16 protein-coding genes and 1 other annotated feature are annotated in these 19,166 nt (G+C 56.0%); of the genes, 5 read left to right on the forward strand and 11 right to left on the reverse strand.

Annotation, left to right across the window (positions count from 1 at the left end; translation table 11 throughout):
* Nucleotides 1-162 precede the first annotated feature (162 nt).
* On the forward strand, nt 163-1,368 hold the full coding sequence (locus tag ACF8PE_RS05435) for an MFS transporter (protein WP_392494668.1): 1,206 nt from the start codon (nt 163-165) through the stop codon (nt 1,366-1,368).
* Nucleotides 1,369-1,601: 233 nt separating this feature from the next.
* On the forward strand, nt 1,602-3,278 hold the full coding sequence (ybaL, locus tag ACF8PE_RS05440) for a YbaL family putative K(+) efflux transporter (RefSeq protein ID WP_103791845.1): 1,677 nt from the start codon (nt 1,602-1,604) through the stop codon (nt 3,276-3,278).
* Nucleotides 3,279-3,369: 91 nt separating this feature from the next.
* On the opposite strand, the gene gsk is transcribed toward ybaL, so the two are convergent.
* The 9 genes from gsk to ACF8PE_RS05485 all read right to left on the reverse strand — a co-directional run bounded on the left by gsk (nt 3,370) and on the right by ACF8PE_RS05485 (nt 12,901).
* Nucleotides 3,370-4,674 carry an inosine/guanosine kinase gene (gene gsk / locus ACF8PE_RS05445; protein WP_144883513.1) on the reverse strand — a complete coding sequence of 435 codons (1,305 nt, stop codon included), beginning with the start codon at nt 4,672-4,674 and terminating at the stop codon, nt 3,370-3,372.
* Nucleotides 4,675-4,736: 62 nt separating this feature from the next.
* A complete protein-coding gene (gene hemH, locus ACF8PE_RS05450) occupies nt 4,737-5,699 on the reverse strand; it encodes a ferrochelatase (protein WP_032616879.1) in 963 nt (320 codons plus the stop codon).
* A 246-nt stretch (nt 5,700-5,945) separates the two neighbouring features.
* Nucleotides 5,946-6,590: an adenylate kinase gene (adk, locus tag ACF8PE_RS05455; protein WP_032616878.1), complete on the reverse strand. Its 645-nt coding sequence runs from the start codon at nt 6,588-6,590 to the stop codon at nt 5,946-5,948.
* A 229-nt stretch (nt 6,591-6,819) separates the two neighbouring features.
* Nucleotides 6,820-8,694 (reverse strand): molecular chaperone HtpG, encoded by a 1,875-nt coding sequence (htpG, locus tag ACF8PE_RS05460; RefSeq protein ID WP_392494669.1) that lies wholly within the window; start codon nt 8,692-8,694, stop codon nt 6,820-6,822.
* Between the two features lie 111 nt (nt 8,695-8,805).
* Nucleotides 8,806-9,411, reverse strand: a complete 606-nt coding sequence (recR, locus tag ACF8PE_RS05465; RefSeq protein WP_032616875.1) for a recombination mediator RecR — start codon at nt 9,409-9,411, stop codon at nt 8,806-8,808.
* The gene (locus tag ACF8PE_RS05470) at nt 9,411-9,743 is read right to left on the reverse strand and encodes a YbaB/EbfC family nucleoid-associated protein (protein WP_032616874.1); all 333 of its coding nucleotides are present in this window, start codon (nt 9,741-9,743) and stop codon (nt 9,411-9,413) included. Before ACF8PE_RS05470 ends, recR begins: the two co-directional genes overlap by 1 nt.
* Nucleotides 9,744-9,796: 53 nt before the next feature.
* On the reverse strand, nt 9,797-11,731 hold the full coding sequence (gene dnaX / locus ACF8PE_RS05475; RefSeq protein WP_032616873.1) for a DNA polymerase III subunit gamma/tau: 1,935 nt from the start codon (nt 11,729-11,731) through the stop codon (nt 9,797-9,799).
* Nucleotides 10,403-10,467: a sequence feature (DnaX frameshifting element), on the reverse strand. It overlaps the preceding gene by 65 nt.
* A gap of 88 nt (nt 11,732-11,819) precedes the next feature.
* Nucleotides 11,820-12,371 (reverse strand): adenine phosphoribosyltransferase, encoded by a 552-nt coding sequence (apt, locus tag ACF8PE_RS05480; protein ID WP_000127359.1) that lies wholly within the window; start codon nt 12,369-12,371, stop codon nt 11,820-11,822.
* A gap of 152 nt (nt 12,372-12,523) precedes the next feature.
* The gene (locus ACF8PE_RS05485; RefSeq protein ID WP_032616872.1) at nt 12,524-12,901 is read right to left on the reverse strand and encodes a DUF454 family protein; all 378 of its coding nucleotides are present in this window, start codon (nt 12,899-12,901) and stop codon (nt 12,524-12,526) included.
* A 50-nt stretch (nt 12,902-12,951) separates the two neighbouring features.
* Between ACF8PE_RS05485 and priC the strand changes: the two genes are divergently transcribed.
* The gene (gene priC, locus ACF8PE_RS05490) at nt 12,952-13,479 is read left to right on the forward strand and encodes a primosomal replication protein N'' (protein WP_117385929.1); all 528 of its coding nucleotides are present in this window, start codon (nt 12,952-12,954) and stop codon (nt 13,477-13,479) included.
* Between the two features lie 12 nt (nt 13,480-13,491).
* Nucleotides 13,492-13,650: a pleiotropic regulatory protein RsmS gene (gene rsmS, locus ACF8PE_RS05495; RefSeq protein ID WP_032616870.1), complete on the forward strand. Its 159-nt coding sequence runs from the start codon at nt 13,492-13,494 to the stop codon at nt 13,648-13,650.
* 49 nt (nt 13,651-13,699) lie between these two features.
* Here the strand turns inward: rsmS and mscK are convergent, their stop codons facing one another.
* Both mscK and acrR read right to left on the reverse strand, forming a co-directional pair.
* Nucleotides 13,700-17,047 (reverse strand): mechanosensitive channel MscK, encoded by a 3,348-nt coding sequence (gene mscK, locus ACF8PE_RS05500; RefSeq protein ID WP_163603722.1) that lies wholly within the window; start codon nt 17,045-17,047, stop codon nt 13,700-13,702.
* 109 nt (nt 17,048-17,156) lie between these two features.
* Nucleotides 17,157-17,810, reverse strand: a complete 654-nt coding sequence (gene acrR, locus ACF8PE_RS05505) for a multidrug efflux transporter transcriptional repressor AcrR (RefSeq protein ID WP_392494670.1) — start codon at nt 17,808-17,810, stop codon at nt 17,157-17,159.
* A gap of 142 nt (nt 17,811-17,952) precedes the next feature.
* Here acrR and acrA point away from each other — a divergent pair, with 142 nt between their 5' ends.
* Nucleotides 17,953-19,146, forward strand: coding sequence for a multidrug efflux RND transporter periplasmic adaptor subunit AcrA (gene acrA / locus ACF8PE_RS05510; protein ID WP_032616867.1), 1,194 nt, complete (start codon nt 17,953-17,955; stop codon nt 19,144-19,146).
* The last annotated feature ends 20 nt before the right edge of the window (nt 19,147-19,166 follow it).

The raw sequence follows: 19,166 nt of genomic DNA on the forward strand, positions 1-19,166 counted from the left end.
TCTTCACTCCCTGATCCATAGACAAAGGCAAAAATTACAGCGAGTAAGCAGAATAGACAACTTTGTTTTCAGAAATGCGACTTTCCTCAAATGTCGGGGACAGGTATGTTAGTCGGATAATAATTACATCCTGCATTTCCTATAACAATCGACGTGGTATTTATGGCAATCAGTGAATCTACTCCACCGGTGTCGGCTGCTAAGTCTCGCACCTCATTTGGTATTCTCGGCGCAATCAGTCTTTCACATCTGCTGAACGATATGATCCAGTCGCTAATTCTGGCGATCTATCCGCTATTACAGTCCGAGTTCTCCCTTACCTTCGTGCAGATCGGCATGATCACCCTGACCTTCCAACTGGCCTCATCGCTGCTGCAACCGGTGGTGGGTTACTGGACGGATAAATATCCGATGCCGTGGTCACTGCCGATTGGCATGTGCTTTACCCTGAGCGGCCTGATCCTGCTGGCTATGGCGGGGAGCTTTGAGGGCGTTTTAGTGGCCGCCGCACTGGTGGGTACCGGCTCGTCGGTCTTCCACCCGGAGTCGTCCCGCGTGGCGCGCATGGCCTCCGGGGGCCGTCACGGTCTGGCGCAGTCGCTGTTCCAGGTGGGCGGTAACTTCGGTAGCTCCCTCGGCCCGCTGCTGGCAGCAGTGATTATTGCCCCGTACGGTAAAGGCAACGTGGCGTGGTTTGTGCTGGCGGCGCTGTTAGCGATTGTGGTGCTGGCGCAGATCAGCCGCTGGTATGCGGCCCAGCACAAGGTAAATAAGGGCAAACCAAAAGCGCCGGTAATTAATCCCCTGCCGCGCAATAAGGTAATTCTCGCCGTCAGCATCCTGCTGATGCTAATTTTCTCCAAATACTTCTACATGGCGAGCATCAGCAGCTATTACACCTTTTATCTGATGGAAAAATTCGGATTATCGGTACAAAACGCCCAGCTTCACCTGTTTGCCTTCCTGTTTGCGGTAGCGGCAGGGACGTTTATTGGCGGGCCATTGGGGGATAAGATTGGGCGTAAATATGTTATTTGGGGCTCTATCCTCGGCGTAGCGCCTTTCACCCTTATTTTGCCTTACGCAAGTCTGTGGTGGACGGGTGTTTTAACCGTGATCATTGGTTTTATACTCGCTTCGGCGTTTTCGGCCATCCTGGTGTATGCCCAGGAGCTGCTTCCGGGCCGTATCGGCATGGTTTCCGGGCTGTTTTTTGGTTTCGCCTTCGGGATGGGCGGCCTTGGCGCGGCGGTATTAGGGCTGATTGCAGACCATACCAGCATCTTTTTGGTCTACAAAATCTGTGCTTTCCTGCCACTTCTTGGGATGTTGACCATATTCCTGCCTGATAATCGACATAAAGCCTGATTTATCCGCGGTCAAACTCCTGGTTTGGCCGCAACCTTCCCTACTGCCATAAGCCTTTCTTAGCATAGCCTCTGCAAAATCGTCCTGTTCTGCTTTCGTTTAACTCTTATTGCTGTTTTACTCAAATTTCAACAATTATTCATAAACATAATCATTAAATTTGTCATAAACTATTACTCGGCTTTTTGGTTTTAAACCAAAAATGGATTAACTCAGCAACGAAAGGAGACGGAATGCATCACGCCACACCGCTTATCACCACCATTGTCGGTGGACTTGTACTCGCATTTATACTCGGTATGCTTGCCAATAAACTTCGCATTTCGCCTCTGGTGGGCTATTTATTAGCTGGCGTGTTAGCCGGTCCCTTTACCCCAGGTTTTGTTGCTGATACTAAACTTGCCCCGGAGCTGGCGGAGCTTGGCGTGATCCTGCTGATGTTCGGTGTTGGTTTGCATTTCTCCCTGAAGGATCTGATGGCGGTAAAGTCCATCGCCATTCCCGGCGCGATCGCCCAGATAGCCGTGGCGACGTTGCTGGGTATGGCGCTTTCAGCGATGCTGGGCTGGCCGCTGATGACCGGCATTGTGTTTGGTCTGTGTCTTTCTACCGCCAGTACCGTGGTGCTGCTGCGCGCGCTTGAAGAGAGGCAGTTAATTGACAGCCAGCGGGGGCAGATCGCTATTGGCTGGCTGATTGTTGAAGATCTGGTGATGGTATTAACCCTGGTGCTGCTGCCTGCTGTCGCCGGGATGCTCGAAAAAGACAACGTCGGCTTTGCCACGCTGGCGCTGGATATGAGTATCACCATCGGTAAAGTGGTGGCGTTTATCGCCATTATGATGCTGGTAGGCCGCCGCCTGGTGCCGTGGATCCTCTCCCGTAGCGCCGCGACCGGCTCGCGCGAGCTGTTTACCCTCGCGGTGTTGGCCCTGGCGCTGGGCATCGCCTTTGGCGCCGTTGAGTTGTTTGATGTCTCCTTCGCCCTCGGCGCTTTCTTTGCCGGGATGGTGCTGAATGAATCTGAGCTGAGCCACCGCGCCGCCCACGATACCCTGCCCCTGCGTGATGCATTTGCCGTGCTGTTCTTCGTCTCCGTGGGGATGCTGTTCGACCCGCGGGTGCTGATTGATCAGCCGCTGGCTGTGCTTGGCACCCTGGCAATCATCATCTTTGGTAAGTCGGTCGCCGCGTTCTTCCTGGTGCGTATGTTCGGTCACTCGCCGCGTACCGCACTGACCATCGCCGCCAGCCTTGCGCAGATTGGTGAGTTTGCCTTTATCCTTGCCGGGCTGGGCATGGCGCTGGATCTGCTGCCACAGGCCGGGCAAAATCTGGTGCTGGCGGGGGCAATCCTCTCGATTATGCTCAACCCGGTGCTGTTCGCACTGCTGGAAAAATACCTCGAAAAAACCGAAACCCTTGAAGAGCAGACGCTGGAAGAGGCGACGGAAGAAGAGAAACAGATCCCGGTGGATATCTGCAACCACGCCCTGCTGGTCGGCTTTGGCCGCGTCGGGAGCCTGCTGGGCGAGAAGCTGATGGCCCAGGGCATTCCGCTGGTGGTGATTGAAACCTCCCGCACGCGAGTGGACGAACTGCGCGAGCGTGGTATCCGCGCGGTGCTGGGCAATGCGGCGAATGAAGAAATCATGAATCTGGCGCATCTTGACTGCGCGCGATGGTTGCTGCTGACCATCCCCAACGGTTACGAAGCCGGTGAGATTGTGGTTTCCGCCCGTGAAAAATCCCCGCACCTGGAGATTATTGCCCGGGCGCATTACGACGACGAAGTGGAATACATCATGGAACGCGGCGCTAATCAGGTGGTAATGGGCGAGCGTGAGATTGCGAATACCATGCTGTCGCTGCTGGAGAAACCGCCGGTTGAAGCGACGGTGACGGGTTAAGTTTGCTGCGGGCTGATGCCCTCACTCTGGCCCTCTCCCACAGGGAGAGGGAACAAACACTAAAAAGGCAACTCACGTTGCCTTTTTGCTTTTACCTGTCCCAGTAAGACTCTTCCAGGCTATCTTCCCGCTCCGGCAAGCCACGCGTTAAGCGCGGTGAGTGCTGGTTCAGCACCTGATAGCTCACGCGGTTCGCGTATTTACACACCTGCGCCAGTGACGAATAGGTCAGCCAGTTAAACTTGTGTTTACTGGAGTTCGGCACGTTGGTGCGATGGAAGGCGTTGGCGGTGATATCGTGCAGCAGCGCAGCCAGCGCGCCGTCTCCTGCGCCGTTTGTGTTCATGATCTTCTCTGGCCCACCCATATACGGGGCGATATGCGAGAAGATACGCAGCGGGTTCTGGCAATCCTTGTGGCGCATGGCGCGACTGAATTCAAACTGGTTGAACTCGGCGATCGCCCCTGGCAGCAGTGGATGCTGGGTTTTGCGTTTCGCCTCTTCTTCGGTGAAGCCCGCCATATACAAGCCTACCGGCCCGGCGGTGCAGAGCACCAGATCGACCCAGTCCAGCGCTTTATCAGAAGCCAGCAGCGGATCGCTCTCGCCGGTCAGGGCTTCGGCCTCTTCTTCATTCATCGCCAGAATAGAGACGTGCTCTTTCAGGAAGGCCTGCCACCACTCCGGGTTATCAGCGATCACGAATTTGGTACCCAGGGTCAGGACCACCGGCACGTTATACTTCTTCGCGTACTCTATCGCCTTCATGGTGGCTTCCGGCATCGGCTCGCCCGGCTTGCAACGCACCAGATAGGAGGTCAGCACCAGCGCAGATGCCCCGGCAATCACCTCTTCCGGGATGCTCTCTGCGCGCAGTTTGTTCATGTGCCCTGGGCTAATGGCGAAGGTACGCTCGCCGGATTCGCCGATCAGCGTAAAGCAGCGGCCAATCGCCCCGTCCACCCCTTGCAGGTAGTTCAGATCGGTACGGCTGGAGGTGTTGCAGAGGTAGCGGTAGGCATAACTGCCAATTTCGATGTTGCTGCACATCACACCCAGCAGAACGGAGCGGTCATCCGCCAACACCGAGTAGTTGTGCATGGTGTTGCCGATGGTGCCACCGGCAAACTGATGGGTAATGAGGTTGTTCCGTACCAGCTCCTGGTACAGCGCTTCCGCAACATCGTCTTCAATGACCAGGGAGTGCCCGGCGCTCAGGCCGTAACGCGCGACAAACGCATCGTCCACTTTTGCTTCAATATCCACCAGCGTCTGATCGATACCCACCACCCAGGCGGCGTTGGTCTCATTCTCCGGCTGAATTTGCTGGAGCAGCGGATCGCGGGCGTTAACGGGAAAGTAGTGTTTGGATTTGCGTTTACCGGGAAATTTCATCTTCTGAGCTACGAGTAACGGATGGGCCGGAAATGGTAGCACAATCCCGGCCTTTAACGCGATCAGCGGCTGTTAGTCACCAGCGACACCATCATCTCGATGTGTTCTGGGTCGTCGTTCAGCGCCGGAATGTACTCGTATTTCGTTCCGCCCGCTTCGAGGAAGAACTCGCGGTTTTGTACCGCAATCTCCTCCAGGGTTTCAAGACAGTCGGCCGCAAAGCCCGGCGACATCACCTGGATGTGCTTCACGCCTTTCTCGCCCAACATTTTGAGGGTTTCATCCGTATAAGGGGTCAGCCACGGCTCGCGGCCAAAGCGCGACTGGAAGGTCATCATCACCTTCTCCGGCGGCAGGCCCAGGGCGGACACCAGCTCACGCGTGGTATCGCGGCAGCGCTGCGGATAATCGTCACCTTCATCGGCAAACCGCTGCGGGATACCGTGATAGGAAAGCAGCAGCAGATCCGGCTCGCCGTGTTTTGCAAAGGACGCGCGTGCGCTGCTGGCAAGGGCGTTGATATACATTTCGTTATCCGCGTAATCGCGAATAAAGGTCACGGAAGGAATACGGCGTCGGGTCGCCAGAATACGCGCCAGCTCGTCCCAGACCGCGGCGACGGTGGAGCAGGAGTATTGCGGATAGAGCGCCAGCACCACAATATGGTCCACGCCCTGCGCCAGCAGCTCTGTGACAGCGCTTTCCAGCGACGGTTTACCGTAGCTCATCCCCAGCGCAACCGGAATATCCGGCAGACGGGCGGCCAGCGCCTTCTCCTGGCGGCGGCTGTAGACCATCAGCGGCGACCCCTCTTCCATCCAGACGGACTGATAGAGCTTAGCCACACGCGGCGAACGGATCGGCAGGATCACGCCACGCAGTAATGGCCACCATAGCAGGCGCGGGGTATCCACAACGCGCGTATCACTCAGAAACTGACGCAGATAACGGCTGACCGCTGCGGGGGTGGGGGCTTCGGGGGTACCTAAATTGGCAAGCAGGATGCCGGTTTTCGCCTGACTCATTCACGCCTCATAACCTTATAACAGGCTGATAAGTGTATCTGAAAAGTGCGTAAACGGAACCCATTGCTGCGATAGATAAGATGAGAATTTTTCTCACCCGGGGGCCCGGGTGAGAGTCACGACATCCTTCAGGCTGCCTCTGTGTTGGCTGCGTACCCTTACCCCAGTCACAGCGTTATCTGAGTGACTGGGATTCGCGTACGTGCCGCCGTGATACAACCCGAATGACTGGGTGGGGGTGTGCGATTAGCCGAGGATTTTTTCCAGCTCTGCACGAACTTCAGCGACAGGCTTGGTGCCGTCAACTTTAGCGTATTTGGTGTTACCCGCCTGCGCTTCCTGAGAGTAGTAGCCGATCAGTGGCGCGGTCATCTGATGGTATTCCACCAGGCGCTTACGCACGGTCTCTTCCTGATCGTCTTTACGGGTGGTCAGCTCTTCGCCGGTCACGTCGTCTTTACCTTCCACCTGCGGTGGATTGAATTTCACGTGGTAAACGCGGCCGGAAGCGGCGTGTACGCGACGACCGATGATACGGTCCACGATCAGTTCGTCCGGTACGTCGAACTCCAGCACGTAATCCACGTTGATGCCCGCTTCTTTCATGGCATCAGCCTGAGGAATGGTACGTGGGAAGCCGTCCAGCAGGAAACCGTTGCGGCAATCTTCCTGAGTAATGCGTTCTTTAACCAGAGCAATAACCAGCTCATCGGTTACCAGTTTGCCGGCGTCCATAATGTCTTTCGCCTGTTTGCCCAGCTCGGAGCCAGATTTAACAGCGGCACGCAGCATGTCACCCGTAGAGATTTGCGGAATACCGTATTTCTCCATGATGAACTGAGCCTGAGTTCCTTTACCCGCGCCCGGAGCGCCAAGCAGAATAATACGCATTGCGAAAATCCCCTCAAAAGTTGGTTCAATTTTTCAAAAAGCGCTAAACAATACCATCAGAACGGACGTGGCTCAAGGAAGGCGGGAAGGCTGAAACGGTTAACGAGGGAGATAATTTGACAGAGGGCAGAGGATTTCCCCTCACCCCGCCCTCTCCCCAAAGGGGAGAGGGTATTGAAGTCCCCTCTCCCCTTTGGGGAGAGGGTTAGGGTGAGGGGCAGACGTTTAATTACGCCAGCAGCAACGCATTGACGCGCTTGATGAACTGGTTTGGATCTTCCAGCGTGCCGCGCTCGGCCAGCAGGGACTGATCCAGCAGCAGTTCAACCCACTCGGCAAAGCGGGCGTCGTCCTGGGTGTCTGCCGCGCGTTTCACCAGCGCGTGATCCGGGTTTAGTTCAAAGATGTACTTCACTTCCGGTACGCTCTGGCCCGCAGCAGCGAACAGCTTCGCCATCTGGGTGCTCATCTCATCGGCTTCGGTGGTGACGATGGCTGGCGTATCGGTCAGACGGTGTGTGAAGCGCACCTCTTTCACGCGATCGCCCAGATGGGTTTTCACACGCTCAACAAATGGCTCCAGCGCTTTTTCCGCCTCTTTCGCGGTTTCGTCCACTTCATCCGCCAGCTTGTCGATGGACTCATCGGCTTTCGCCACGGACTGGAACGCTTTACCGCTGAACTCGGTCAGGTAGTTCATCATCCACTCATCGATGCGATCGGAAAGCAGCAGCACTTCGATGCCTTTCTTACGCAGCAGCTCAAGGTGCGGGCTGCTCTTCGCCGCGGCATAGCTGTCGGCGGTGATGTAGTAGATCTTCTCCTGCCCTTCCTTCATGCGGGAGATGTACTCTTCCAGCGACACGGTCTGCTCGGAGGAGTCGGTATATGTGGAGGCAAAGCGCAGCAGTTTGGCAATGGCTTCGACGTTGGAGGAATCTTCCGCCGGGCCTTCTTTCAGTACCAGGCCGAACTGTTTCCAGAAGGTCTGGTATTTTTCTGCGTCGTCTTTCGCCAGCTTGTCCAGCATCTGCAGGGCGCGTTTGCTCAGGGCGGTGCGCAGGTTGCGGGTCACGGTGCTGTCCTGCAGGATCTCACGAGAGACGTTCAGCGGCAGATCGTTGGAATCAATCAGGCCACGCACAAAGCGCAGGTAGTTCGGCATGAACTGTTCGGCTTCGTCCATGATGAACACGCGCTGCACGTACAGCTTCAGGCCGTGCTTGTGATCGCGGTTCCACATATCCCACGGCGCCTGCGCCGGGATGTACAGCAGGCTGGTGTATTCCTGCTTCCCTTCCACGCGGTTGTGGCTCCAGGTCAGCGGATCGGTAAAGTCGTGGGCGATGTGCTTGTAGAACTCGGTGTACTCTTCGTCTTTGATCTCAGACTTGTTACGCGTCCACAGCGCCTGCGCCTTGTTGATCTTCTCCCAGGAAATAACGGTTTCGCCGTCCTGTTCTTCCCGTTTTTCGATCTCAACCGGCAGAGCGATATGGTCAGAATATTTGCTGATGATGGAGCGCACGCGCCAGTCGTTGAGGAAATCGTCTTCCCCTTCGCGCAGGTGCAGGGTGATCTCGGTGCCGCGATCGGCTTTAGTGATGTCGGCTACGGTGTATTCGCCTTCACCGTGGGATTCCCAGAAGACGCCGTTTTCAGCGCTCTCGCCTGCCGCACGGGTGCGTACGGTGACTTTATCCGCCACGATGAACGCCGAATAGAAGCCCACGCCGAACTGGCCGATCAACTGGCTGTCTTTAGCCTGATCGGAACCCATGGACTGCAGGAAGGCTTTGGTGCCGGATTTCGCGATAGTACCGAGATGGTCAATGGCTTCATCGCGGGTCATGCCGATGCCGTTATCCGCGATGGTCAGGGTGCGGTTCTCTTTATCAAACGAGACGCGCACGCGCAGTTCGCCGTCACCTTCATACAGCTCTGGCTTCGAGAGCGCACGGAAACGCAGCTTGTCTGCCGCATCAGAGGCGTTAGAGATAAGCTCACGCAGGAAGATTTCTTTATTGGAATAAAGAGAATGGATCATCAGATGCAGAAGTTGTTTTACTTCTGACTGGAAACCGCGGGTTTCTTGTCCTTTCATACTAAGTCGACCTCAACAATGCCATTTAATGGGGTTTAAAAGCGTTGAGGGAGAGATGGGGATAGCGAGGAAGGTTTTCAAGCGGAGGCCACGGCTGCAGCCTCCGTTTGGTCAGAAAATAATCTTGTGACGACCGGCCAGAGAGTGTGACAGCGTGGTGCCGTCCACCATCTCCAGCTCACCGCCCACCGGTACGCCGTGGGCGATACGGCTAGCTTCGACGCCTGACTCCGCGCACAGTTCCGCGATGTAGTTGGCCGTTGCCTCCCCTTCCACCGTTGGGTTGGTGGCGAGGATCACCTCGTTGATCGTTTCCGATTTCAGACGCTGTTCCAGACGGTCCAGACCAATATCATCCGGGCCGATACCATCCAGCGGCGACAGGTGGCCCATCAGCACAAAATAGCGGCCAGAAAACTGCCCGGTCTGTTCGATGGCGTAGATGTCCGCAGGACTCTCCACCACGCAGATCTGGCCGTTTTCCTGACGGCGCGGATTGGCGCAGATGTTACACACTTCCTGCTCGGTAAAGGTGCGGCAGTCTGCACAGTGTCCGATTTCTGACATGGCGCGGGTCAACGCCTGCGCCAGACGCATGCCGCCGCTACGATCGCGCTGCAGCAGGGTAAACGCCATGCGCTGCGCTGACTTCGGGCCTACGCCCGGCAGGCAGCGTAGCGCTTCCATTAGCTGCGTGAGCAGCGGACTGGTTTGCATCAGAACGGCATCTTAAAGCCCGGTGGCAGCTGCATTCCAGAGGATACAGAGGCCATTTTTTCTTTCTGGGTTTCGTCGATACGGCGCGCAGCATCGTTAAATGCAGCGGCGACCAGATCTTCCAGCATGTCTTTGTCGTCTTCGAGCAGGCTTGGGTCGATCTCCACGCGACGGCAGTTATGCGCACCGTTGATGGTCACTTTGACCAGACCTGCGCCAGATTCGCCAGTCACTTCCATCTGTGCGATCTCTTCCTGCATCTTCTGCATTTTTTCCTGCATCTGCTGGGCCTGCTTCATCAGACCACCCAGACCGCCTTTACCACCAAACATAGGCTTCTCTCTTCTTTCACGTTAAAGATAACAACCGTAAGTCAGACTCACGATCAAATGGGTCGAATACTTTCTTCATCCAGTTCTGCATCAAAGTAACGTTGCAGGGTCTGAATGTTATTATCCGCGATAATCGACTCACGCGCCTGCGCGAGTTTCTCTTCATAGATGGCCTGACGCCACTCCAGCGGCGTTCGCACCGCCGGATTATCATCTTCAATGATGGTCAATTCAACAGGCGCACCCTGTAATGTGGAGAGCGCCTCAGTCAGGACCTGTTGGGCACTTGCTGAGTTCAGATGGCGCTGGCCTGAACGCAGATGCAGGCAGATCCGGTTGCCGTCCTGTTCACGCCAGGCATTCAGGGCAACCTGCTCCACCAGCTTGGGCAGTTTTAACTGACTGACCTCAGCCGCCCAGGCATCACGCTCCAACGACTCCCCGGCAAGCTTAGCGGCCAGTTCCGGGGTTTTCTCGTGCTCCAGCGCTTTTTTCAGCGCTTTCGGCGTGGCGACTTCCACCTTCACCTCTTCGGTGACAGTGGTTGCTTTCCAGCGATAGGCCTCTTTCTTTGCCGGAGCCTGTGACTCAGACGTGACCGAGGTAGAACGCGACTGCACGCGCTCCGAGACCGAGGCCAGACGTTCAAGCGCGGCGTTATTTACCGGCCGCGCTCTTGCAGGCGCTGCCGGTTCACTCTTTTTTGGCTTGGTTACTCCCTGCGCGCGTTGCAACTGATTGCGGGCGGCGAGTACCGAACTGGTGGCATCCGACAGCGGCACATCGTGGCGCGGCAGTGGCGGCGCACTTTGCTGCACGGGAACCTGCGGCGGCGTCATCACTGCCGTGGGGGCGACCGGTGCGAAAGAGGGTTGCGGCACCTCGGGTTCCGGCAGCGGCATTCGCGGATGGAACGCCAGCGCGCGCAGCAGGGTCATTTCCACGCCCATGCGGCGATCCGGTGCAAAAGGCAGCTCTTTGCGACCAATTAACAGGGTTTGATAGTAGAGCTGCACGTCGGTTGGCGGGATAGTACGCGCCAGTTCGCGCATGCGCTGCTCAATCGCGGCCATGTCCGGCCCCAGCGCAGCCGGGGAGAGCTGTATCATCGCAATGCGGTGCAGCAGGCTAAGCATCTCAACCAGCAGGGCTTCCCACTCGATGCCGCGCGCCGCCGAGGCGTTGACTAACGCCATCACTTGCTCGCCGTTGGCCTCGACCACCGCCTCAATCAGCGACAGGGCCTGATCGTCGTCCAAAGTGCCGAGCATGGTGCTGACCGCAAGCGTCGTCAGCTGCCCATCACCGCTGGCAATGGCCTGATCGGTGAGGCTGAGCGCATCGCGCAGGCTGCCGTCAGCGGCACGCGCCAGCAGCTGCAGGGCACGCGGTTCGTGCGTCACCTGCTCTTCATTCAGAATATGTTCAAGCTGATCGCGGATCTGCCCGACGTCCAGCGCCTTCAGATGGAACTGCAGGCAGCGGGATAAGATGGTCACCGGCAGCTTTTGCGGATCGGTGGTCGCCAGCAGGAACTTGACGTGTGCAGGCGGCTCTTCCAGCGTCTTCAGCAGGGCGTTAAAGCTGTGGCGCGACAGCATGTGCACTTCATCGATCAGATAGACCTTGAAGCGGCCGCGCGCCGGGGCGTACTGGACGTTATCCAGCAGATCGCGGGTATCTTCAACTTTCGTGCGCGAGGCGGCATCGATCTCAATCAGATCGACAAAGCGCCCCTGCTCGATTTCACGGCAGTTGTCGCAGACGCCGCACGGCGTGGCGGTGATCCCGCTTTCGCAGTTGAGGCCTTTCGCCAGTAAACGGGCAATAGATGTTTTACCGACGCCGCGGGTGCCGGAAAAAAGATAGGCGTGATGGATACGTCCTAGCGATAAGCCGTTCGCCAGGGCGGTCAGCACATGTTCCTGGCCGACAACGTCAGCAAAGGTTTGGGGTCGCCATTTACGGGCTAACACCTGATAACTCATGGGCAGGCTCTGCAACGCTGGAAGGTGGATAATCAGGGGGTAATGCTAACACAACCTCACCCGTTGGGCGAGGTTGCGGGCGGGAGGATTAATGTCCCGGGAAAGGCACGAGGCTGTAGCTGGTGATGCCCTGTTTTTCCAGGCGCTGTTCGCCACCCAGATCGAACAGGTTGATGATGAAGGCCGCATCGGTCACTTCGCCACCCAGACGACGGATCAGCTTCACGGTCGCCTCAATGGTGCCACCGGTTGCCAGCAGATCGTCAACCACCAGCACTTTGTCGCCAGGCTTGATCGCATCAACATGGATCTCAAGCTGGTCGGTACCGTACTCAAGCTCGTAGCTTTCAGCGATGGTTTCGCGTGGCAGTTTGCGCGGCTTACGCACCGGCACAAAACCAACGCCCATTGCCAGCGCAACCGGGGCGCCAAACAGGAAACCGCGGGCTTCGGTGCCGACAACTTTGGTGATCCCGGCGTTTTTGTAACGCTCGACCAGCAATTCAATGCTGAGGGCGTACGCTTTCGGGTCTTCCAGCAAGCTGGTGACATCACGGAAAAGAATGCCAGGTTTTGGATAGTCCTGGATACTTTTGATGCTGTTTTTAAGGTATTCAAGCTGCTGCGCAGTTGCGGTCATAAATGGATGCCTGATGAAAACGGTGTTACTCACGGAGCGGAGAGATGGTCGGTCAAAATAACAATTGCTTAACCTTTGACCAAGCCTGCCCGTGCTCGAAAACGGTCGAATTTACTGGCTGCGCACAAGAATTGCAACAGCCAGTCTGAGGATTATTGCTTTTGTTGCTTTCCATCAACTACGGGCATCCGCCACATGAAAATTAGCAGGCACGCGAGGATAGCCAACAGCAGGATCCGCACCCACATAATTTTTACCATCCATAATGAAATGGCGAAGGTGACGAGGATCACCGCAATGGCCCGCGGCTTCGCGCCGGGCGGCATGGCGCGGTACTGTTGCCAGTGGCGCAGATAGCCGCCAAACCATGAGCGGTACAGCAGCCATTGGTGGAAACGCGGAGAAGAACGGGCGAAGCACCAGGCGGCCAGTAATATAAAGGGGGTGGTTGGCAGAATGGGTAAAACGACGCCCAGCGTGCCGAGCACTACCGCTAGCCAGCCAATGATGATTAAAATAGTACGCTGCATAATGCGATTCGTTATCAAACTGAACGGCTACTGTACCACTGGAGAGCGGATTGAAAACAGCCTTGCTTTTACAGACGCTGCAAAATCAGCTGACGTCCCTGCGTACGCAGGCCGCCCCCCTGATGCAGCACGCTACGCTAAAACCGCGCTTTGACCGGCAGCTGTTTCGTACCCGCAGCACAGTGATGAAAGATTATCTTGATGAAGCTCAGGCCAATCTTGATGAATTGGGTCATGCGGTAGAGAAGGCGCAAACGGAGCAGGTCAACTGGCTGGCTACCCATCTGGCGGAGCAGATCGCCGCCCTGCACAGGGAGATTGCCGCCTGGCCTTTACGGGTCTGGGACAGTGCTTCTGCCGGTGCGACAAAATGGCAGCGCAAGCGGCTGGAGCATCAGGAGTTTGAGCGGCGGCTGTGTGAAATGAAGTCTGAACGCGAGGCGCGGCTGAACCAGGCCGAAACGCTGGAAGAGCAGCAGATGCTGATGCGCGAAATTACTGCGCTGGAGGGGCGGCTTGAACGCTGTCACAAAGCACTGGATGATATTGAACGCGTGATTGCGCGTCTGACCCGTTAACAGGAGTAGTGTGTGTCACTGGAAAACGCCCCCGATGAAATAAAGCTGGCGGTTGATCTGATCATGTTGCTGGAAAATCATGACATCCCGGCCGAGACGGTGCTGAAGGCGCTGGAGATTGTGAAGCGGGATTTTGAGGGGAAAATCGACGCCGCTTCCCCCTCACCCTAACCTTATTCCAAAGGGAGAGGGAACCTGATCCGCCCTCCCCTTAAGAAAATCATGCCGGTGTTGGGTCATCCCCCTTCACTTCACGTTTCACTTCTGTGTGCTCGTCGCCCTTCTCATTGCGCAGATGCACTTCAAGCTGGTTGAACGCGATGTTGATGTTGTTCTCACGGCACAGACGCTCAATGGTGCGGTTCAGTTCATCCACGGTGTAGCTGCGGTCACGCAGTTCACGCACGTACAGACGCAGTTCATGATTCAGCGTACTCGGGCCGAAGGTGGTGAAGAACACGGCCGGCTCAGGATCGTGCATCACTTTCGGGTGATCCATCGCCGCTTTCAGCAGCACTTTTTTCACCGTATCCAGATCGGAACCGTAAGCCACGCCCAGACTGATCACCACGCGGGTGATGGTGTCGGAGAGCGACCAGTTGATCAACCGCTCGGTCACGAAGGCTTTGTTCGGGATAATCACCTCTTTACGATCGAAATCCGTAATAGTGGTGGCACGAATACGGATCTTGCTGACCGTTCCCGAGAAGGTGCCGATGGTCACCGTATCGCCGATGCGCACCGGGCGCTCGAACAGGATAATCAGACCTGAAACGAAGTTACCAAAGATCTCCTGTAAACCGAACCCAAGACCTACCGACAGAGCCGCCGCCAGCCACTGCAGTTTGTCCCACGAGACCCCGAGCGAACCGAAGACGGTCATCGCGCCCGCCACCAGAATCACATAGTTCAGAATGGTGGTAATGGCGTAGGAGGCCCCCTGGCGCATATTCAGGCGCGAGAGTACCAGCACTTCCAGCAGGCCTGGCAGGTTGCGGATCAAGGCCCAGGCCACTACCGCCGAAACCAATGCAAACAGCAGGCTGCCCATGGTGACGTTTTTCACCACTGCCGCACCAGCTTCAGTGCCGCTGTAGTGCCACAGGGTGATGCTGTCGAGATAGGCAAAGACGGTAATTAAATCAGACCAGATGGCCCAGAACATCACGCCGAACAGAGCGATCATCACCAGCATGGTAATGCGCAACGTCTGCTGGTTGACCTGCTCGAGGGCGATGGTCGGCTCCTCCTGCGGCTCCGCGCCTTCGGCTCCCTCTTTCACCATATTCTGCCGGCGCGCCAGGGCGCGGCGATAGGCGATACGACGGGCGGCAACGCTCAACCCGCGCAGGACGGTCTGATACAACAGGTTCCAGAGGATCACCAGATAGACGGTTTCAATCCAGCGGCCCGACAGACGCAGGGTGGTATAGAAATAACCGGTAGCCGTGAGCACCATCAGCGCCACCGGGATAATGGACAGCACGGTGACCGTCGCCAGGCGAATGGAATGGGACTCTTTATCGCGCCAGCTGTCGCGGCACATCGGCCACATAAGGATGGCGATCACCAGCAGGTTAAGCAGAATAACGAACTGCCCCAGCACGTCATCCATCAGATGCAGCGGAGAGAGTTCCGCCACCACCGACCAGAAGTGCAGTGGCAACAGCGCGAGGCTCACCCGCACGATCTGGCGTCGCCAGTGGCTGGTGAGCTGAGCAGGCATATTAAAGTGATTCACCGCCACGCCGTCTTTTTCCAGCACTTTCCAGCACAGGCCAAACACCAGCCAGAACAGCGCCAGTTTTTTACTGAAGGCCCACAGCAGATCGCTGATATTAAGCTGCATGGTGAGCAGGATCAGCCCCGCCGCCAGAATTAACAGGCAGACCGGCAGAGCGCGGATCAGATCGATAAGAATGGCTTTCGGGGTATGAAGCTGGCTGTCATTACGCAATTGCCCTACTTCATTCGCCAGTTTCGCCTGGTACTTTTTCAGCCAGCCGAGACGCCAGCGGATCAACCCGGCAATCAGCAACAGCGGCAGACCCGCCAGGAAGGCAAAGGCCACCGCCGGACCGGCTTTTTCCCAGTTAACGGTGATTTTCATTCCTTTGATCTGGTCTTTCAGCATCCCCGGGAAGGATTTGATCCACTCCCAGTCCATCGGTTTGTTGCTGTTTACCCAGAAGATCTGCTGGGTGAGGATCTCCTGCAGGCTTTTGGATACGCTCACCAGCTGCTGCTGGTTGATCTGCAGGTTAATGGCCATCATCAGCTGATTACCCAGCTGTTTATTCAGCTGATCGAGCAGCTCGCGGCGCATGTCTACCACCTGCAGCAGCGCATCGTGGACTTCAGCGTTGACGTCGCTGCTGTGCCCCTCTTCCACTTTGGCGACGAAGGCATCGCTCTGGAACAGCGCATCGCGCTGCTGGTTGACCTCGAACTGTTCGAGACGCAAATCCGCAATGCGGTTGGTCATGTCCTCCAGTTCATCGGCGGAGGGTAAAGTCTGCTGCTGCTGATAGAGGATACGCGACAGCAGCAGGCTGCCTTTCAGGACGGCGATCTGCTCTTTAATGTTGCGCTCAGACTGCAGGGCGCGATCCAGCCAGTTTTTGACTTTGATGTTCCGCTGAACCAGCGAGTTGCCGTTTTCAGTGGCCGTGATCAAACGCTGGCTGAGCTGATGGTTGGCATCCAGCTCTTGTTTCACCAGCGGGTTTTCCTGGATACGCGCGGTTTCGTCCGGGTTAACGGCTTCCTGCGCGGTTTTCTCCGTCAGGGTGAGTCGCTTGCTGTTGACCGCTTCCTGCAACAGCTGTAGCTGATGCTCCAGACGGTTAATGTTGGCGGTAACATAGTCGCGCTGTTTTTGCAGGGTATCCTGCAGCACGGTGTTGCCTTCCAGACTCTTACGCTGCTGTTCGATCTGGGCATTGAGCAGCTGCTGCTGCGTCAGGAGCAAGGTTTGCTGCGTGGGGCGTAACGCCGCTTCGCCCGCAGAAGTGCCGTTCAGGCGATTGCGAATCTGCTGCAACTGCTGAGATGCCGAATACATCGCATTCTGCACGCGCTCCGGCTGGGTTTGCAGGGAAACCAGTTGGCTATTGTAAGTGGCGAGATCGTTTTGTGCGGTTTGTAAATCGTCGAGCAGTTGCGCCACGCGCAGTTCCAGCTGACGCAGCGACAAGGTCGCCAGCGTTTTGCGGGTTTCCGCATCGTTATCGACATCACTCAGCGCGTTAAGGCTCTCGGTCGCCTTACGCATCATCTCAGGCGCTTGCGCTACCTTCTGGCGTAACTGCGTAGTTTCTGCTTTGACCCGCTCGAGCTTGTCGAGGGTCTCCAGGGTTTCCGTCAGATCCTGCTGGACCAGCTTGTCCTGCGGAGTAAGCTCTTTCTGTTTGCTCAGGGCATCAAGCTGGCTCTGCACATCTGCCCGGGTAGGCATGTCGCTGCTATTATCGGCACGCGCAAACGCAGCCGGTGAAGCCATCAACGAGAGAAATAAAACCAGAATAAAAGCAAAGATGGGATGCTGTTTGCGTGTGTAGTGCAACATAGTTATGTGTAATTCGTGTGATGAATAACAAAAAAGACCGGCGTGAAGAATATCACGGCAATCGGGTGCAAAATAGCATCAACGCGTGGCTCCCGGACAATTCCTGGGATCAGGCATGGAGCGAGTCTGGCTGCGCGTGCAGCGTGGGGCAGAACTGGTACATCTCCAGCAGGATTTCCACATAATCACGGGCTTCACGTTGCAGATCAAAAGACTGGGGAGCAAAAAGCCAGTTTTCCATCAGGCCGGAAATATAGCTGCGCATCAGGATGGCGGCGCGGCGGGTTAATAAATTGGCAGGTAACATGCGGGCTTTAATACAATGCAATAGGCTCTGTTCAATACGATCGTAACTCTCCAGACAAAGACTGCGCTGTGCCTGTTGCACTACCGCCATTTCCCCGACAAACTCGCATTTGTGGAAGATGATCTCCATCATCAGGCGGCGGCGTTCTTCTATAACTGTCGCCTCAAGGATATAGACCAGAATCTCTCTTAAAACTGAGAGTGGATCGTCGGGGAATTTTGCCTGATACTCAGTCTCGAGATCCCCAATATTGGATTCTGAAAGCTCCCAAATTTCACCAAATAAATCTGACTTATTTTTGAAATGCCAGTAAATCGCTCCACGGGTTACCCCCGCCGCCTGAGCAATCTGTGCCAGCGAAGTGGAAGAAACACCCTGTTGCGAAAACAAGCGCAAAGCTACATCAAGGATGTGCTGGCGTGTCGCAAGTGCTTGTTGTTTGGTTTTTCGTGCCATACCCAGGTGAATTTACAGGAGTCAGATTTACATACATTTATGAATGTATGTACCATAGCACGACGATAATATAAACGCAGCAATGGGTTTGTGGACGCGTGATCCATTGATCAATTTGAAATCGGAAACTCGAGGTTTACATATGAACAAAAACAGAGGGTTAACGCCTCTGGCGATCGTTCTGATGCTCTCAGGCAGCTTAGCGCTTACAGGATGTGACGAAAAACAGGCTCAACAAGGGGCTCAGCAGGTGCCAGAAGTTGGCGTCGTGACGCTCAAATCCGAACCTCTCCAGATAAAAACAGAATTACCCGGCCGAACCAGCGCTTACCGCATTGCTGAAGTGCGTCCACAGGTGAGTGGCATCATCCTGAAACGTAATTTTACGGAAGGCGGCGATGTTAAAGCCGGTGAATCTCTGTATCAGATTGATCCCGCTACCTATCAGGCTAATTATGAAAGTGCAAAAGGCGATCTGGCTAAAGCCCAGGCTGCAGCAAAAATTGCCCAGCTGACCGTCAGCCGTTATCAGAAACTGATCGGCACTCAGTACATCAGCCAACAGGAATTTGATAGCGCCCAGGCCGATGCTCAGCAGGCAAACGCTGCCGTTACCGCTGCGAAAGCCGCCGTTGAAACCGCACGTATTAACCTGGCTTATACCAAAGTGACGTCGCCTATCAGCGGCCGCATTGGTAAATCGGCAGTGACCGAAGGTGCCCTGGTGCAGAATGGCCAGACTACCGCACTGGCCACTGTGCAGCAGCTTGACCCGATCTATGTCGATGTCACCCAGTCGAGCAATGATTTCCTGCGTCTGAAACAGGAGCTGGAGAACGGCACCCTGAAGCAGGAAAATGGCAAAGCGAAAGTGGAGCTGGTCACTAACGACGGCATTAAGTTCCCACAGGCCGGCAGCCTCGAGTTTTCTGACGTGACGGTCGATCAGACCACCGGTTCTATCACCCTGCGCGCCATCTTCCCGAACCCGAACCATACGCTGTTACCAGGTATGTTTGTTCGCGCAAGCCTGGAAGAAGGGACTAACCCAACCGCACTGCTGGTTCCACAGCAGGGTGTGACCCGTACGCCGCGCGGCGATGCCAGTGCAATGGTCATTGGCGCTGAAGACAAAGTTGAAGTCCGCCAGATCACCGCAACCCAGGCAATTGGCGACAAATGGCTGGTTACCGAAGGTCTGAAAGATGGCGATCGCGTCATCATTACCGGTTTACAAAAAGTTCGCCCGGGCGCCCAGGTTAAAGCGCAAGAGGTCACGTCTGACAATCAACAACAAGCCTCCGCAGGCGGCCAGTCAGAACAACCTAAGTCTTAACTTAAACAGGAGCCGTTAAG

The organism is Leclercia sp. GLN_9, from assembly GCF_043105735.1.
Classification (GTDB): domain Bacteria; phylum Pseudomonadota; class Gammaproteobacteria; order Enterobacterales; family Enterobacteriaceae; genus Enterobacter; species Enterobacter adecarboxylatus.

Coding starts and splice junctions, on each gene's coding strand:
- recR (WP_032616875.1), bottom strand. CDS start 9,411: ATGCAAACCAGTCCGCTGCTCACGCAGCTAATGGAAGCGCTACGCTGC.
- acrR (WP_392494670.1), bottom strand. CDS start 17,810: ATGGCACGAAAAACCAAACAACAAGCACTTGCGACACGCCAGCACATC.
- acrA (WP_032616867.1), top strand. CDS start 17,953: ATGAACAAAAACAGAGGGTTAACGCCTCTGGCGATCGTTCTGATGCTC.
- gsk (WP_144883513.1), bottom strand. CDS start 4,674: ATGAAATTTCCCGGTAAACGCAAATCCAAACACTACTTTCCCGTTAAC.
- ACF8PE_RS05435 (WP_392494668.1), top strand. CDS start 163: ATGGCAATCAGTGAATCTACTCCACCGGTGTCGGCTGCTAAGTCTCGC.
- apt (WP_000127359.1), bottom strand. CDS start 12,371: ATGACCGCAACTGCGCAGCAGCTTGAATACCTTAAAAACAGCATCAAA.
- ACF8PE_RS05470 (WP_032616874.1), bottom strand. CDS start 9,743: ATGTTTGGTGGTAAAGGCGGTCTGGGTGGTCTGATGAAGCAGGCCCAG.
- htpG (WP_392494669.1), bottom strand. CDS start 8,694: ATGAAAGGACAAGAAACCCGCGGTTTCCAGTCAGAAGTAAAACAACTT.
- ybaL (WP_103791845.1), top strand. CDS start 1,602: ATGCATCACGCCACACCGCTTATCACCACCATTGTCGGTGGACTTGTA.
- mscK (WP_163603722.1), bottom strand. CDS start 17,047: ATGTTGCACTACACACGCAAACAGCATCCCATCTTTGCTTTTATTCTG.
- adk (WP_032616878.1), bottom strand. CDS start 6,590: ATGCGTATTATTCTGCTTGGCGCTCCGGGCGCGGGTAAAGGAACTCAG.
- dnaX (WP_032616873.1), bottom strand. CDS start 11,731: ATGAGTTATCAGGTGTTAGCCCGTAAATGGCGACCCCAAACCTTTGCT.
- ACF8PE_RS05485 (WP_032616872.1), bottom strand. CDS start 12,901: ATGCAGCGTACTATTTTAATCATCATTGGCTGGCTAGCGGTAGTGCTC.
- hemH (WP_032616879.1), bottom strand. CDS start 5,699: ATGAGTCAGGCGAAAACCGGCATCCTGCTTGCCAATTTAGGTACCCCC.